General features: G+C 43.2%; 16 protein-coding genes. 11 read left to right on the top strand and 5 right to left on the bottom strand.

From position 1 onward, the window contains the following. Positions 1–113 precede the first annotated feature (113 nt). The 4 genes from L7E55_RS05625 to L7E55_RS05640 all read right to left on the bottom strand — a co-directional run bounded on the left by L7E55_RS05625 (position 114) and on the right by L7E55_RS05640 (position 4,699). Positions 114–1,226, bottom strand: coding sequence for an alginate O-acetyltransferase AlgX-related protein (locus L7E55_RS05625; RefSeq protein ID WP_277443093.1), 1,113 nt, complete (start codon positions 1,224–1,226; stop codon positions 114–116). Positions 1,227–1,243: 17 nt separating this feature from the next. Then, entirely contained in the window at positions 1,244–2,389 is a 1,146-nt protein-coding gene (locus L7E55_RS05630) for an MBOAT family O-acyltransferase (protein ID WP_277443094.1), read from the bottom strand. Between the two features lie 304 nt (positions 2,390–2,693). Then, positions 2,694–3,707 (bottom strand): sulfurtransferase, encoded by a 1,014-nt coding sequence (locus L7E55_RS05635; RefSeq protein ID WP_277443095.1) that lies wholly within the window; start codon positions 3,705–3,707, stop codon positions 2,694–2,696. 50 nt (positions 3,708–3,757) lie between these two features. Then, entirely contained in the window at positions 3,758–4,699 is a 942-nt protein-coding gene (locus tag L7E55_RS05640; protein WP_277443096.1) for a sulfurtransferase, read from the bottom strand. Between the two features lie 305 nt (positions 4,700–5,004). Here L7E55_RS05640 and L7E55_RS05645 point away from each other — a divergent pair, with 305 nt between their 5' ends. The 11 genes from L7E55_RS05645 to L7E55_RS05695 all read left to right on the top strand — a co-directional run bounded on the left by L7E55_RS05645 (position 5,005) and on the right by L7E55_RS05695 (position 14,851). Next, complete coding sequence (locus tag L7E55_RS05645; RefSeq protein ID WP_277443097.1) at positions 5,005–5,907, top strand: SH3 domain-containing protein; 903 nt, start codon at positions 5,005–5,007, stop codon at positions 5,905–5,907. A 58-nt stretch (positions 5,908–5,965) separates the two neighbouring features. Beyond that, the gene (locus tag L7E55_RS05650) at positions 5,966–6,658 is read left to right on the top strand and encodes a YveK family protein (RefSeq protein ID WP_277443098.1); all 693 of its coding nucleotides are present in this window, start codon (positions 5,966–5,968) and stop codon (positions 6,656–6,658) included. Beyond that, complete coding sequence (locus tag L7E55_RS05655) at positions 6,655–7,383, top strand: CpsD/CapB family tyrosine-protein kinase (protein WP_277443099.1); 729 nt, start codon at positions 6,655–6,657, stop codon at positions 7,381–7,383. The genes L7E55_RS05650 and L7E55_RS05655 overlap by 4 nt, the downstream gene beginning before the upstream one ends. 171 nt (positions 7,384–7,554) lie before the next feature. Next, positions 7,555–8,499, top strand: coding sequence for an SDR family oxidoreductase (locus L7E55_RS05660; RefSeq protein WP_277443100.1), 945 nt, complete (start codon positions 7,555–7,557; stop codon positions 8,497–8,499). After that, positions 8,469–9,653 (top strand): glycosyltransferase family 4 protein, encoded by a 1,185-nt coding sequence (locus L7E55_RS05665; protein WP_277443101.1) that lies wholly within the window; start codon positions 8,469–8,471, stop codon positions 9,651–9,653. The genes L7E55_RS05660 and L7E55_RS05665 overlap by 31 nt, the downstream gene beginning before the upstream one ends. Further along, positions 9,619–10,758 (top strand): glycosyltransferase, encoded by a 1,140-nt coding sequence (locus L7E55_RS05670; RefSeq protein ID WP_277443102.1) that lies wholly within the window; start codon positions 9,619–9,621, stop codon positions 10,756–10,758. The genes L7E55_RS05665 and L7E55_RS05670 overlap by 35 nt, the downstream gene beginning before the upstream one ends. Before the next feature lie 36 nt (positions 10,759–10,794). Continuing rightward, complete coding sequence (locus tag L7E55_RS05675) at positions 10,795–11,430, top strand: class I SAM-dependent methyltransferase (RefSeq protein WP_277443103.1); 636 nt, start codon at positions 10,795–10,797, stop codon at positions 11,428–11,430. A gap of 165 nt (positions 11,431–11,595) precedes the next feature. Then, a complete protein-coding gene (locus L7E55_RS05680; protein ID WP_277443141.1) occupies positions 11,596–12,033 on the top strand; it encodes a YdcF family protein in 438 nt (145 codons plus the stop codon). A 91-nt stretch (positions 12,034–12,124) separates the two neighbouring features. Continuing rightward, positions 12,125–13,186: a GNAT family N-acetyltransferase gene (locus L7E55_RS05685; RefSeq protein ID WP_277443104.1), complete on the top strand. Its 1,062-nt coding sequence runs from the start codon at positions 12,125–12,127 to the stop codon at positions 13,184–13,186. Positions 13,187–13,188: 2 nt separating this feature from the next. Further along, positions 13,189–13,788: a sugar transferase gene (locus L7E55_RS05690; protein ID WP_277443105.1), complete on the top strand. Its 600-nt coding sequence runs from the start codon at positions 13,189–13,191 to the stop codon at positions 13,786–13,788. Positions 13,789–13,909: 121 nt separating this feature from the next. After that, complete coding sequence (locus tag L7E55_RS05695; protein ID WP_277443106.1) at positions 13,910–14,851, top strand: NAD-dependent epimerase/dehydratase family protein; 942 nt, start codon at positions 13,910–13,912, stop codon at positions 14,849–14,851. Here the strand turns inward: L7E55_RS05695 and L7E55_RS05700 are convergent. Next, positions 14,842–15,168: a DUF3307 domain-containing protein gene (locus L7E55_RS05700; RefSeq protein WP_277443107.1), complete on the bottom strand. Its 327-nt coding sequence runs from the start codon at positions 15,166–15,168 to the stop codon at positions 14,842–14,844. The genes L7E55_RS05695 and L7E55_RS05700 overlap by 10 nt on opposite strands. Positions 15,169–15,421 lie beyond the last annotated feature (253 nt).

Below are 15,421 nucleotides of genomic sequence, written 5' to 3' on the forward strand. Positions count from 1 at the left end.
CAGAAGTCAGTAGTCAGTAGTCAGTAATCAGGTTGCCAGAATGATAGAAAGGTTTAGCGCTTTGGATAATTCTGAATTCTGACTACTGAATTCTGAATGCCTAAATAATAACATTAATCCAATAGTTTACCTTTAATAATTTCCTGTGCAACCAATCCGGCCGCTATTTCTGCGCCTTCACCATTCCAGTGGGTATCATCAAAGTAATAAACATCTCTGCCTTCTCTGATTTCATTTCTGAATGGATCAATCAGATTTATAGCGATTACGTTGTTCTTCTGGAGTTCACTTGTCAGGCGCTCAATAAAATGTGGATCTTTTTTTGTTTTTTGTTCTTCAACAATTTCATCATAATAAGCGTTAAATTTATCAGGAACGGCAAGGAAAATGAGTGTTATACCTTTTGCCTTAAGTTGCTCATTGATATAAGAAATAAACGCGACCGGTTGACATACATCTTCAAAATCCCCTGTTTTATTGAAGGAAACCAGATCGTCCTGGAAAAACATCAGATCTCTGCCGTTCTTCAGTTTCACTATGTCAACTTTATCGAGTACCGGTTTGCCGGTAATGTTATACGATAAATTATTTACTAAAAACTTAATATTAGAAGAATTTACCACTGCCAGTTGTTTGTGAGAAGTATTTTTCTTACCCCAATTTTCTTCGTATTCATTTTTCTTCTTTGATGCTGAATAATAAAAATCAACTTTCCCTATGTTGAAACTATCGTTATTAATATTTCTTTCAACGGATTCCCACACCAGGACCTTTGCGTTTTTCATAAGATCACCCTGTAAAAAAGAAAAAGGATCCAAGACACCATTGGCTGCCGCATTGTAACAGTTTATATTTAATTTGTTTTGCAACAACATCGAAAAACGTTCGTCATCATTATTGCATAGCATGAATGAGTCGCCGACGGTGAGCACCGGATATGTTAAATTATCGTTGTAATCTTTATTTAAGTATCCATTTTGATCTGATGTATCAACAACTTTGCGGCGAACACCCAGCCTGTATAGATATGAAAGTCGCGCTAAATCACCGAATGCCGTAACCTCAATATGTCTCTGCGGCTCGTGTCTGCCTGTATATGCTGATCTTTTGATAAACTTATCCGGCAAAGAAAGAGCTTCCCCCGTAAATCCATAAAGAATTATATGAAAAATTAAAAAAGAGATAATCGCTATCGTAAATACTTTTACAAAATATTTATAGGACAAGTTTCTCACCTGGCTTCTCAAAATTGAAAATATAAAAATTCACTGGGGTTGTTAATCATTGTCAGAGAAATGAGGGCAATCAGGATCGTAAAGACCAGCCATTTTGTGTTCGGCCTGATGTTATTTGCCAGGTATATGGAGTTCGGCAGTAGGTTAACGGCAATTACGGCGAGTATAATAAAAAAGATTTCAATTTTTGTCGCGTATTCAGGATGGAAATCAATTCCGTTTAAGCCAACGCAGCCTTTTAGTATGTTGAACGCTGTTTTTATATCTTTTGCCCTAAAGAATATCCAGGCCACAACCACGGCGATAAATGTGACGGTTCTTGCTATAAACCAATTAATTTTAATTTTTGTGGACCTGAATTCATGGTTGATACATAAGTAAATACCGTGCAAACCTCCCCATATTACGAAAGTCCAGCCTGCTCCGTGCCATAAACCGCCCAATAGCATTGTTATCATTAAATTAATATATTTCCTGAGCTTGCCTAGCCTGTTTCCACCAAGTGGAATATATAAATAATCTTTTAGGAATCTTGATAAGGTCATGTGCCACGTGCGCCAGAAATCTATGATATTGTTTGACTTATAGGGAGAATTAAAGTTATACGGCATCTTGATATTAAACATATAGGCCAAGCCCAACGCCATATCTGTATAGCCGGAAAAGTCAAAGTAAATTTGCATTGTATAAGAAAGGGCGCCCGCCCAGGCTTCAATAAATGTCGGATGCTCAGCCAGGTCAAAAACCAAGGCTACATGAGGAGAAAAATAGTCTGCTATAATTACTTTTTTAAACAGCCCGATAAAAAATAACAGGATTCCGGTGGATATATTCAAGTAGTTCACTTTAAAAGTTTTTTCATCTTTGAACTGCGGGATGATCTCTTTGTGGTAAACTATCGGGCCTGCTATTAAATGAGGAAAAAACAGCACAAATAAACTGTAACTGATTAAGTTATACTTAATGTTTCTGTTTTTATATATATCAACTATGTAAGCTATTTGCGTAAAAGTAAAAAAAGAAATGGCCAAAGGCAAAACAATGTTTAAGGAGCTTATGTTTGTTTGGAACATTTTATTGATATTATCAATGAAGAAATTGCAGTATTTATAATATGCAAGCAGTAACAGGTTGAAAGAAACTCCCGCGATCAATATTTCCTTCCTACCCGTTCTGCATAATAAATGACCAGTCAGATAGTTTAGGCTGATACTGATCACTATTAAGATTGCATATCGATAATTCCAGTAGCTATAGAAAACAAGAGACATCAGAACTAAGGATAATATCGCCGGAAGGTAAAGCTTTTTATTTGTGCAGAAATAAAAAATTACAATGGTTAATGGCAAAAAGATAAATATAAATTCAAAACTGTTAAAAAGCATAAAAATCTCCCATTAATATATTAATTATTGAGTAAAAAATAAGGGAAAGCTAAACCACTTCCCCTTATTTCACTTATTTTACGGGTTTTACTACTAATTGTTGTTCACCGTATTCTAGCACCAATTCCCTTTCGACCCACTCACTAAAACCGCCGTCGTAGTTCTTGACATTAGAAAAGCCCATTAGCTCGTGTAGAACAAACCATACCAGAGAAGATTCCACTCCGTTGTTCGAATAAACCAGCACCTTTTTGTCCGGAGTCACTCCTTTGCTTGCCATTAGAACATTCAATTCCTGTATAGCCTTAAAAGTTTTATCCTCATTAAGAGTATCCAAAAGACTGATATTGACACTGGTGGGAATATGCCCTACCAAGTATTCATTTTTAGAACGGGTGTCAACAATGATAGTGCTTGGAGTATAGTTCAGAATCGCATCCACAACTTCTTCCAGGTTTGTGTATATGTTTGTATCCGCTTTTGCATAATTAAATGCAAAATTAGACGGCGTGATTATCGGCGCCGCCACGGCTGCCTCGAAACCTGCTTCTTTCCACTTTTCGTACCCACCGTCCAGTATTTGAACCGGGTTGTCGCAGCCATAGGCTTTTAATATCCAGTAGATACGCGCCTGTAATCCGTCGTTGCCATAAAGCACGATCTTCTTCTGGCTGTTTATCCCTTTGTCCCCCAAAGTTTTTTGCACCTGATCCGGGGCGGCCAACCGGTCATTGTAGGCAGGATGTGTATACTCGGCATGCAGGATGGGGATAGCGCCGGGAACATGACCAGCAGGGTAAGAATACGCGAAAACCTGAAAGCTTCTCCCGCGTGTATCAAGAATTGACACGTTCGGGTCACTGGTCATCTTGTTTAGCTCGTAAACGCTTATTACAGCGTCAGGATTGCTGTATTCAGAAATTTTGTCAGCGGCTAATTGCGCCGGATCTTTTTGCTTCGGCTGCACCACGGCCGGTTTTGAACTGCGGTACTGGCGTTTGCAGCTCGCCAGGGCAGTTAAGGAAATCGCGAAAATTAATATAGTCGCCAGACAGTAAATTAATATGGACAGACTTTTTTTATTCATTGTCCCTCCCCATTTTCGTAAAGTTTTTTAGTAATAAGGTATGGAACTCCCTATTCACCGCTTTGGGTCTTTCGGTCCATCTTGAGCCACTCATTTAAGGAGCCGTCATAATTCTTCACATTTGGATACCCCAACAGTTGAGAAAAAGCAAACCAGACCAGTGAAGAGTCGACGCCGGAATCGCAATACACAATTATTTTTTTATCTGGGGTTATTTTTTTATTTTCAGCGAGGGCCTTCAAGTCAGAGGCAGACTTAAAAGTCAGGTCTTTGTTCAATAATTCCGCATAGAAAAAGTTTATGCTGCCGGGAATATGTTTGTATAAATATTCGTCTCTGCTCCGGGTGTCCACGATAACATTATTCGGGTTGCCGATTGCCGCTTCTACTTCATTTAGAGTTGCCAGCAACTCCATTTTTGATCTCGCTAAATCAAATTCGAATGTATCAGGCGGGCGGACAGAGTTTGCGGACGTAATATCGTAGCCTGCTTCTTTCCACTTATCCAAGCCGCCGTCCAGAATTTTTACGTTATCGTAGCCATACATCCGCATGGCCCAAAATAGTCGTGCCTGTAATCCGTCATTGCCATATAGGACAACGGTGCTTTCATTGTCGGCTCCCAGCCCGCCGAGAACATCTTGTAATTGTGGCGGTGTCGCTATCCTGTCGGTATATTTGGGGTGGGTATAGCTTTCATGCAATATGGGCACTGCCCCTGGTATATGACCGTACCGGTAAGATTTTAGGAAAACTTCATAGCTCCTGCCGCGTGTGTCAAGGGTAAATATGCTGGTATCGTAAATTTTTTGATTTAATTCGTAAACGCTGATTAGGGCTTCAGGATGCGCATAGCCGGCTATTTTTTCTGCGGCAGCCTGGCGATCCGCCGGGTCTTCTTTTTTTTCTTCAACAACCGGAGGAGTGATAACAGCTTGCTTGCGACTACATCCTCCCAGTAAGCAAGCTCCGGTGATCACATTAATGAACATTAAGAACAATACAGCCGAAAAGAAAAGTCTCCCAAAGGCAGCTCGCAACATACTTCTATTTAATTTTATTGACATAAATAACCGGTTCTCAAGAGAACTCTTGCACCTCCTTTCTAGCCCGTAAGCGGTATCTATGAATTCTCAGGAATAGCATATGAAATTTTGATATTAGAAGTTACAATTCATCAAACAATGGATAATTGGCGCATTTTGCTATCACAAGCCCGGTTTACCCGACATAAGATAACACGAAGCGTGTGCTGGAGATGTGATGGAAATTACGCAAGGGATGGGGACCGCAATTCATGTTATTGGCTGGAGTGTTGGGGAACGTGTGGTTTTGGGCATTAATTGCAAACGCCATTATCACCGCTATTTTTCTTATTATTGCTTTAGCCTATATGGAAGCGGGGGGAAAGGCGAAATCCAAGTGGTTGACCTTGACATTTTGTTCACTGGTAGTGATGGTATCGTTAATCATTATGAAACCCAAGCCGAACAAGGAAGAAGTACAGTATTTGCCGGTGTCTCCCGCAGTCACGGAAAACGTGGATAAACAGAAGGACACAGCCCCCAAAAAAAGCGCTGCAAATTCCACCAGTTCTACTGGCAGTTCGTCCGGTGAAAAGTCACAAAGTACGTCGGGCAAAAATCAGGGAACGCAGGGGCAGACTAAGGTTTCCCAAGAAAAAAACGGCGGTGAGTCAGGAACAAATAGTACGACGGAAAATAAAAAGACCGCGCCAACTATACAAGACCAGCTTAACGACTCCCTTAAAAAGAAAAGTAATGACAATATATACAAAGATCCTGTCCTTGAAGAAATATTGGACCTGAAACAACGTGCGGAAGAAGGCAGCGAAGAAACCGCTTCGGAAGAGCTCCCGGAAAATTCCTCTGAACAGCAGCCTGGCGGCGCCGGCTCCTCCGCGGAGGGGCAGAAGGATGTTCAAAATACAGATACCGGCAGTAGGAAAGATTTAATAAAACAGTTGAGTAGTCAAAAAGTAGTTAAGGCAAAGGTTCTGGTGTCATCCCTTAATGTCAGAGATAAGGGAAGCATGGATGGTAATGTTATCGGATCGTTAAATACAGGCGATATTGTGGAGGTTATAGATAATACCGTAATTGGTGAGTGGGTCAATGTAAAGTTGAACTCCGGGCAAAAGGGGTGGGTAATTAGGAAGAATTTAGAAATATTGCAGTAAATAATAGTACTGACTACTTGAATAGTAACATCTGCAATTTGTCTAAGGGGGAAAGGTGATGAAGCTAAAGGAACTCGGGAGAATATTGGGAGAGTTGAAACTGGTCTTGGTTCTGGTGCCCGTTGTGGCAATGCTGACAAGCGCCATAATCAATTTATTTGTATTGACGCCTGTTTATGAGTCAACAACAACAATAATAGTGCTAAGAGACCAGATGACCCCGTATTCCGAGATAAACATTAATACGATCACATTAAATCAAAGGCTGGTAAGGACTTACAGCGAACTGGCAAAAAGCCGTTCCGTAGCTGAAGAAGTCATTAATAATAATAATTTGAGTTATACCCCCGGGGAGTTAAGCGCGAAGATCAAAGTTGAATTGGCCGGCGATACTGAGGTGCTGAAAATTACAGCAGGTGATTCCAACCCTTCAATTGCGGCATTAATCGCCAATGGAGTCGCCCAGGCGCTTTCCGGCAAAGTTTACAAAGTCATGAATGTTAAAAATATACAGGTGCTTGATCCTGCCGTGCCGTCAGGAACTCCGGTTAGCCCTAAATCTGTATTAAATATTTTAGTTGCTGGTATTCTCGGTCTTGTAATAACGGTGGCAATCATTTTTGTCAGGGAATATCTTGACGATACCATCAGGTATCCTGAAGAGATAGAAAGCTTACTGAAGCTGTCTGTGTTGGGAATGATACCTGCGGCCACTCTCCAAACAGGTGACGGAAGGGGAGTTAAAGTTTGAGCAGTTTTGAACTGGTTACTTACAACCAGCCCCGGGCTTTTATAACAGAGTCTTTTCGGACTCTACGGGCAAATCTTCAGTTTTTTGAGGTGGGGGATTCATTAAAAGCGATCTTGCTGGCCGGGGGAGGGTTCGGAGAAGGGACTTCTTTTATGACAGCCAACCTTGGTGTCGTTTTCGCGCAAACCGGCCAAAAGGTTATTGTTGTTGACTGCGACCTGCGTAAACCACAGCAGCATTTAATTTTTAACGTGGATAATAACTCCGGTTTGACAAATATTTTATTAGAATTCAAAGAACCTGAAGATGTTATCAAGGACCTTCCAATAGCCGGATTAAAAATATTAACCGCAGGCCCGCCTTCTGCCAACCCGACTGAATTGCTAGGCAAAAACAAGATGCGCCAGTTAATCGCAAGCCTGAAAGAAAAGGCTGATGTAATCCTATTGGATGCGCCTCCGTTAGCGGTTGTGGCCGATGCCGCCGTTTTGTCAAAGGCGGTGGACGGTGTGTTGATGGTGGTAAGAGCGATGGTTGCCTCTCATGATTCGGTAGTTAGGACCAAGGAGATGTTAACAAACGCCAGAGCAAGGATCCTTGGCGTAGCTTTAAATTGTGCCAGAATGAATGAAGCTGTTGAGAATTATCAATCACACTACGCGAATAAAGAGAAAATCATTAAAAAAGAGACGGAGATTAAAAAGAAGGCGCCTGTCAAAAAGTAAATTGTTATTTAAGTAGTCAGAATTCAGAATTCAGTAGAAATTCCTTGCATTCCTTTAGAGTTTTTAAACCCTTGAGTTGTACCCAAAAATTATTCTGACTACTGAATACTGACTACTGACTACTGGCTACTAAGTAGTTCAGCAAATTATATTAAAGCTGGTGGTTCTCGAATGAGTACTTTTCTGGTCACCGGAGGGGGGGGCTTCATTGGTTCTAACCTAACCATCGCTCTGGTTGAGCAAGGCCATAAGGTAAAGGTTTTGGATAATTTTTCTACCGGCAGCCTGGACAATTTGACGCCGGTTTTGAATGAAATAGCGGTGCATAAAGGGGATCTGCGAAACCTTAATGATGTCCGGCAGGCTGTTAAGGGAGTTGATGCAGTTTTTCACCAGGGCGCGTTGCCGTCAGTGCCGAGGTCGGTGGCAGACCCATTGACGACCAGTGAAGTTAATATTAACGGGACACTGAATATTTTTCAGGCCTCCAGGGATGCCGGCGTCAGGAGAGTGGTCTATGCTTCCTCATCTTCTGTTTATGGTGTCAATGATATCCTTCCAAAAGTTGAAAGTATGACTCCCTGCCCAATGTCGCCTTATGCGGCTACCAAACTTGCCGGGGAAGTATTCGGAAGGATTTTTTATGAGCTGTATGGTTTGGAAACAGTGGGACTGAGGTATTTTAACGTTTTTGGTCCGCGGCAAAACCCAAAATCAGAGTATGCCGCGGTTATTCCCCGGTTTATCAAAGCATTGTTGGATAAAACGCCGCCGGTAGTATACGGTGACGGAGAGCAGTCCCGGGATTTTACTTTCGTTGACGATGTTGTCCAGGCAAATCTTTTGTCCTGGCGGGCGGCGGGAGTTGCCGGGAAAGTTGTCAATATCGCCGGTGGCAACAGAATTACTTTGAATGGGTTATTGAATGTTTTAAAGGGAATTACCGGCTCGCAAATGGAGGCAATATATTCTGAAGCACGGCCGGGTGATGTAAAGCACTCAATGGCGAGCATAGAAAAAGCTTCCGGTCTACTCGGTTTTTCTCCAAAAACCAGTTTAGAAAAAGGATTAAGGTCAACAGTTGAATGGTTAAAAAACATAGTGCGCCCCGGGTAATTCATGTAACCACAATCGGTATAACTTCTTACCGGGCTCTGCTGGCTCAATGCAGGTACTTCCGCCAGAAAGGTGTTGAGGTGGGGTTTGTTTTCAGCCCTTCCCCAGAGGGTGAGATGCTGCGTCAATTGGGATTCCCGGTAGAGGAGATTTATATCGACAGAAAGATTAATATCTGGTCAGATTCGAGGTCGATATATAAATTGCTCCGTTATTTCCGGACCGTAAGACCGGATATTGTCCATACCCATACTTCCAAGGCGGGAGTAGTGGGCAGGGTGGCTGCCAGACTCGCGGGTGTTCCCAACATCATTCACACAGTACATGGATTTCCCTTTCACCCGGGAATGCCAAAGCTTAAACGATGGGTCTATGAGCAAATTGAGAGACGAATGGCCGGGATCACGGACTTCATGCTGTCCCAAAGTGAAGAGGATGTTGTTAACGCTTCTAATATGGGTATTAAGCCGCGTAAGGGTGATTTGCTGCACATTGGCAACGGTGTTGACCTGGCTGAATTTGATCCGGACGAATATTCCTCCGGGCGGAGATTCCGTGTCAGGGAAAGACTGGCAATCGGTGAAAAAGAGCCGGTAATTACGATGATCGGCCGCATTAATCAGGAAAAAGGATACCATGATTTGGTCGATGCGCTGCAAACGGTTAGGGATATTCCGTGGCAGGCTCTTTTTATCGGCCCTGACGAGGGTTTTTTGTCCATCTTAACTCAGCAAATTAATAGTTGCGAATTACAAGACCGAATCGGGATTTTGGGACCGCGGAGTGATATTGCCGACTTGCTGGCGGTGACGGATATTTACGTGCTCCCTTCTTACCGTGAGGGGTTGCCCCGCTCCCTGATCGAAGCCCAGGCCATGGCTTTGCCCTGCGTAGCTACTAATATCAGGGGATGCCGGGAGGTTGTTGAAGAAGGTGTGACAGGATTTCTGATAACGCCGGGAGACAGCGAAACTATGGGCGGGGTTTTGCGCAAGCTGCTGCTGGATCCCGGGCTTCGCCTGCGAATGGGTCAGGAGGGGCGGAAGCGGGTGCGCCGGTATTTCGATGAAGCTGAGGTGAGCCGGAAGGTTATGTCCGTTTATGAGGAAGTCTTGAAATATGAAAAAAATTCTTATTATCATAAGCAACTTTAACGGAGTGGGAGGAGCGGAGACAGCAACCTACCGTTTCTTAAATAAAGTAGATAGAAATATATTCAAAATTGATGTTTGTTTTTTTGGTTTTGAAGATGATTTTGTATTGTCGGTGAAAAGAATAGTTAACCAGGTTTTTTGTATTGATGCAAAAAAATGTGGTCTTATCTCAACGTATTTTAAGTTACTCAAATTAATAAAAGCTGAGAAATACGATATTTTGCATACGCATCTGGCCTTAGCGGACATTTATGGTCTTTTTTTAGGCTTCTTCACTCCTGTAAAACTGATCAGTACCGAGCACAATCTTTCGGACCGGAGAAAAGTAACAACGCTGGGACGTATTTATTACCGCCTGGCCAAATGGAGGACCAATCATTTTGTGGGGGTATCCAGTAAGATTATACACTGGTTAAAAACTATTGGAGTACCCGAAAAGAAGCTTGTTTTGATCCCAAATCCCATAGAACTTAATGAGATACGCAAAGGAGTCTTTTCAAAAAGAGATTTTTGCGAGTACTCCCACTGGCCTGATGATTCCATTATTGTAGGGACAGTAGCGAATTTTAGACCGGTAAAAGGTTTGAGCTACCTGATCGATAGTATAAAAATCTTAACAGAAGCAGGCTTTAATGTGAGACTGGTTATTATCGGTGATGGGCCGGAGCGGGGAAACCTTGAAAATCAGATCCGGGCGAACCAGCTAACCGGGCATGTGCGATTACTAGGGTTTAGAAAAGATATCAGGGATTTGCTGCCTTTGTTTGATTTGTATGTTTCACCGTCACTCATGGAGGGATTTGGCATATCTATTGTTGAGGCAATGTCTTGCGGGGTGCCGGTGGTGGCCACGGAAGTGGGTGGAGTAACTGATTTTTTGAAGCATATGAAAAACTCTTACCTCGTAAAGCCGGGGGATCCCCATGCTTTGGCTGAAGGTATCAGTTATCTGATTAATAATAAAACCGAAGCTGTCAAGTTTAGCGCATGTGCCTATAACGACGCACATCATTATGAGACAGACGACTTAGTGAAGTATCTGGAGAAATTGTATATGGGGGATGCTCATAATTTTCGCTGCGCAGGCGGCATTAATGACCTGTAGGCTTATCACGGGTAGATGATGATGGGGGTATGTTTTTTGGCTGGAACAGTAATGAATAGTGAACTAAGCAGGTTATTTTACCAAAGGAATGAAGAGCTTTTTCGAGAGGGTGAGTGGCACCGTGAGATAAAGAGTTTAGACCTGGATTTTAGAAATAAAACCGTCCTTGATCTCGCGGCCGGAACGGGCCACTGGGAAGAAGTTTTTCTGTCCCTGGGCGCTGGTAAAGTAATTTGGCAGGACCTTTCCGAATTTTTTTACGAGAAAGCGAAACGCAGGCTGCAGGGCTGTGATAATGTGGAATTTCTATTGGGAGACATGATGTCTATTCCTCTGGAAAACGAATCGGTTGATTTTGTTCTGTGCAGGGACTCCATTTTCCATTCCCCAAGTGAAAAAAGAACAGTAGCCGAGGTTTATCGCGTACTTAAGGAAAATGGATATTTTTACTTAACCTTCCGTAACTGGCGCAGGATCTTTAGGGAACCTTTAACCTGGAAGTCACCATTGAAGCTATTATCCCCATACATTTACAGAATTACCGAAAAAAAATTAATTCATACGGTCTTCACCTCGGAAGGCTTTATCTTGTCATGCCTAAAAAAATGTGGTTATAAGATTGAGAGAGTGAGCCGGGTAGATTCAGTTTCTTTAATCCTTGCGCGTAAATAGCGGGATAGACAAGGCCGGGTGATTTAAATAAAAAGAAGGATTCGATATATAGTTATATTTTTTAGCTTTCTTCTTATTGGGATAATTATATTTTTTGCCAACCCCCCGTGGGCGTTACTGGCAAAACTATTAGTCATTGATGACAAGCCCGAGAAAGTAGATGTACTGGTAGTCCTCGAGGGTGATTCGGAAAGGGATCTCTACGCGGTGCAGCTTTATAAGCTAGGCCTGGCGCCAAAAATAATCATATCTGGTTGTGGCGGTGAGCAGAAGGCAAAAGTAGTTGTCAACGCGGGTGTTAGGGAAAGGGATATTTTAGTCGATGGCAAATCCGAAAGCACTTATCAGAATGCCGTTTATTCCAAGGATATTGTAACCGCTCAAAATTTCAAGTCTGCCATTATCATTACTTCGCCGTACCACATGAGGAGAACCAAGCTGGTATTCGGAAGGATATTCAGAAATACCGGCGTGAAACTGCTTTACTGTTCGACCAAGGACTCAGGATTTAATGTGGATGGGCAGTGCAAAAGCGATATTGACAGGCAGATAGTCCGAAGCGAGTATATAAAACTGATTTATTACTGGTTCAGGTATTGGTAGAGCCAGTAGTCAGGAATCAGTAGTCAGGATGAGAGAACGGTTATCGCCTTGAGGTATTCTGAATTCTGACTACTTGAAAGGGTGGCATATAGTGGGAAGTTATTATGTGCTGGGTTTGCGTGATAAGGATCAGTGGCTGCGGGAGCTGGGTTATATAAAGGAGTTGAGTCCGGATCTTCATTACACGCCCGAATACTGCGGATTATTCAAGGAATCGGGGGAAGTCCGGCTTTTCGTCTACAAAGAAGGAGGCGACTCTGTTGTTTATCCTTTTCTGCTCAGGAAGGTGAATTTAATCCCGGGCCTGGAAGGCAAACTTGAGCAGGACCTGTACGATGTTACCAGCCCTTATGGTTATGGAGGGCCGTTGGCCTCTCCGTCAGCCGGTGAAGGTGTATGGGGCAACTTTCACCTGTGTTTCACGGATTATTGCGCCAGGAACCGTATCGTCAGCGAGTTTATCCGGTTCCACCCTTTATTGGGAAATCACCGCTTACTATTAAACAACTTGGAAGTCGAAAGGGTTTCCTCAGTAATCTGCGTAGATCTCAGAAGAACTAATGAAGAAATATGGACTGGGTATGAGCGCAATAACCGCAAAAACATAAATAAAGCTTACCGGGAAGGTCTTGAAGTGATCCTTGAAGATACGCCGTCGCACTTTTCCGATTTTATTTCGATTTACCACCATACGCTTTTTCGAAACCAGGCCAGTGAATTTTACTTCTTTAACAGCGATTTTTATGAATATATACATAAAGAATTAAAGAGTAACTTTTTGTATGCTCACACCTCGAAAAACGGCCAAATTATTTCCACTGAGCTGCTCTTGTTTAATAAAACTTATATTCATTCATTTCTAGGAGGGACTTTAGAACAATTTTATGAGTACCGGCCGAACAATATATTAAAACATGAAGTAATCAAGTGGGCAAAAGACAGGGGCATCAGCTATTTTTTACTTGGCGGGGGGTACCGTGAGGGTGACGGTATTTATTGCTATAAACATTCTTTCTCCCGCGATGGTGTGTTGGATTTCTACATCGGGAAAAAGGTGCATAACCATGGAGCGGTAAGCATGCTGGAAAATATGATGGCGACAAAAGTCCCACGGGAAAGCGACAGTTATTTCCCCGGTTACCGGAGGTACTAGAGATGAAAAGGGCATTTGACCTGATTGGCTCTTTACTGATCCTGGCGCTCATCAGCCCGCTGCTTTTGGCGGTAGCGCTGGCGATAAAAATAACTTCGCCGGGTCCGGTCATCTTTAAACAAAAGCGTCTGGGGCGACAAGGGAAAATATTTTATTTGTATAAATTCCGGAGCATGATTCCCAACGCCGAGAAAACCGGCTCCGGGATGTTTGTGGAGAAAGATGACCCACGCATAACCAAAATAGGTAAGTTCCTTAGAAAGACCAGCATTGATGAACTGGCGCAGCTTTTTAACGTGCTGCGCGGTGAAATGAGCCTGGTCGGCCCACGGCCCGCCCCCCTGCACCACCTCAGCAAGTATGACGAAAGGCAGCGGAAAAGGCTCGACGTTAAGCCCGGCATAACCGGCTGGGCACAGGTTAACGGCCGCTTAGCCATTTACTGGCCCGAGCGTATCGAATTGGATGTCTGGTATGTTGAGCATTATTCGTTCTGGCTGGACATAAAGATATTAGTCAGAACCGTCGCCGTGGTTTTGTTCCGCCACGGCGGAACCGCCAGGGCGGATCGTAAAGAGGTAGACCCGTTTATGAAAATGTAATTCATTAAGGAGTCAGAATTCAGGAGTCAGGAGTCAGAATATTAAAAGATGAAAAACTTTTATTATTTATTCTGAGTACTGAATCCTGACTACTGACTACTAATGCAATGGAGGATTACAGGTGAGGCTTAAAGGGCGTAAGGTTTTAGTGACGGGGGGAGCCGGTTTTTTAGGCTCCCACTTATGTGAAAAGCTGCTCGCGGAAGGAGCGGAGGTGCATGTGCTGGATGTGTTTACTTCCGGCAGGGCCGCTAATCTGGGCGCGTTATCAGGGCAAATCAACCTTGTTAACGGTGATATCGCCAGCGCGGATTCAGTCTTAAAGGCCGTGGGGAACACCGATACGATTGTTCACCTGGCTTTTCCCCTGGCCTTGCGCGAGCGGTCAATTGAAACTCCGGTTATAACAGGTATTTTGACCGGCCTTCTAAATTTGATCAAGGCAGCCCTTGCCCGTGACGCTTTGCTGATTTATACTTCGTCGATTGCTGTTTACGGGAATGGAAGATATGTTCCTATTGATGAAAACCACCCTTTGGAGCCTGTCCTGATACACGGCGCCGTAAAATTGGCCGGCGAAAACTTCTGCCGCACACTTGCCGGAAGCAATGGACTGCGAACGGTCATCCTCCGGGTGGCGGATATTTATGGCCCACGTAACACCAGGATCAGTGTGCCGATAAAATTCTTGCTCCAGGCTATGGCAAACGAGCCAATAACGGTATATGGGGATGGTTCCGACAGCCGCTCTTATACATTCGTTGCCGACTTTACCGAAGCGGTTGTCTTAAGCATGATCCGGCCTGAAGCAACCGGTGATGTTTTTAATGTTGGAAGTGATGAGTGTGTGTCCATGTGTGAACTAGCTTCTAACATTAGGGGAATTGTGGGAAGCGCCAGCCCGGTCCTCTTTCAGGACAGTCCGGCCGCCGGACGCAGGCTGTTTATTGACAACCGGAAATCAAAAGAGGTACTTGGCTTTAAACCGGCGTTTAGAATTGCCGAAGGGCTCGCTATAACTCACCGCTGGCTTAAAGATAACCCGGAATATTATCATTTGTAAAATAGTGCCACAAGTATGGTGGCGATGTGCAAAAGCTGATCAGTAATATTGACCGGATGCAATTTGGATAGTGATGAGGCAAAAAGGCGAATCTTGAGAAAATCGATTGTAAAATGTGTAGCAAATAGAAAAAAGAGTTTCCATATTGAAAAAAAACCAGTTAAAATCAAGGCGAGGCTGATTACGAGCGCCCAAGACAAGGCGTGGGCGGCAAGCGCCATGATTTTTTTCCTTTTATAGGCAGCTAAACGGGTTAGCTGGAGAAAAAAATCAGCGAAGACATGTCCTGCCATTAGCAGGATTAAAATTGAAAACATAATTACCCTCCCGGCGCCGTATAATTAACTATATTCAAAAAAAGTTTTTTGGATTCTGGAAAGTGCAAGCTGTTTTTAAACAGACCATGTAACACTTTCTATTATCGGGGAGCGGGATTAAAAAGGTTGCCAGGGGATGTTGATGAAGTCACAGCAGCTGCATCATAAATGATCTTTAACGAACCGTGGAGAGGTAATTCTATCCGCGGTTATTTTTCATAAAAACTACTTTGCATCGATAATGTTTTTATTT

This window comes from Pelotomaculum isophthalicicum JI (assembly GCF_029478095.1).
GTDB lineage: Bacteria > Bacillota > Desulfotomaculia > Desulfotomaculales > Pelotomaculaceae > Pelotomaculum_D > Pelotomaculum_D isophthalicicum.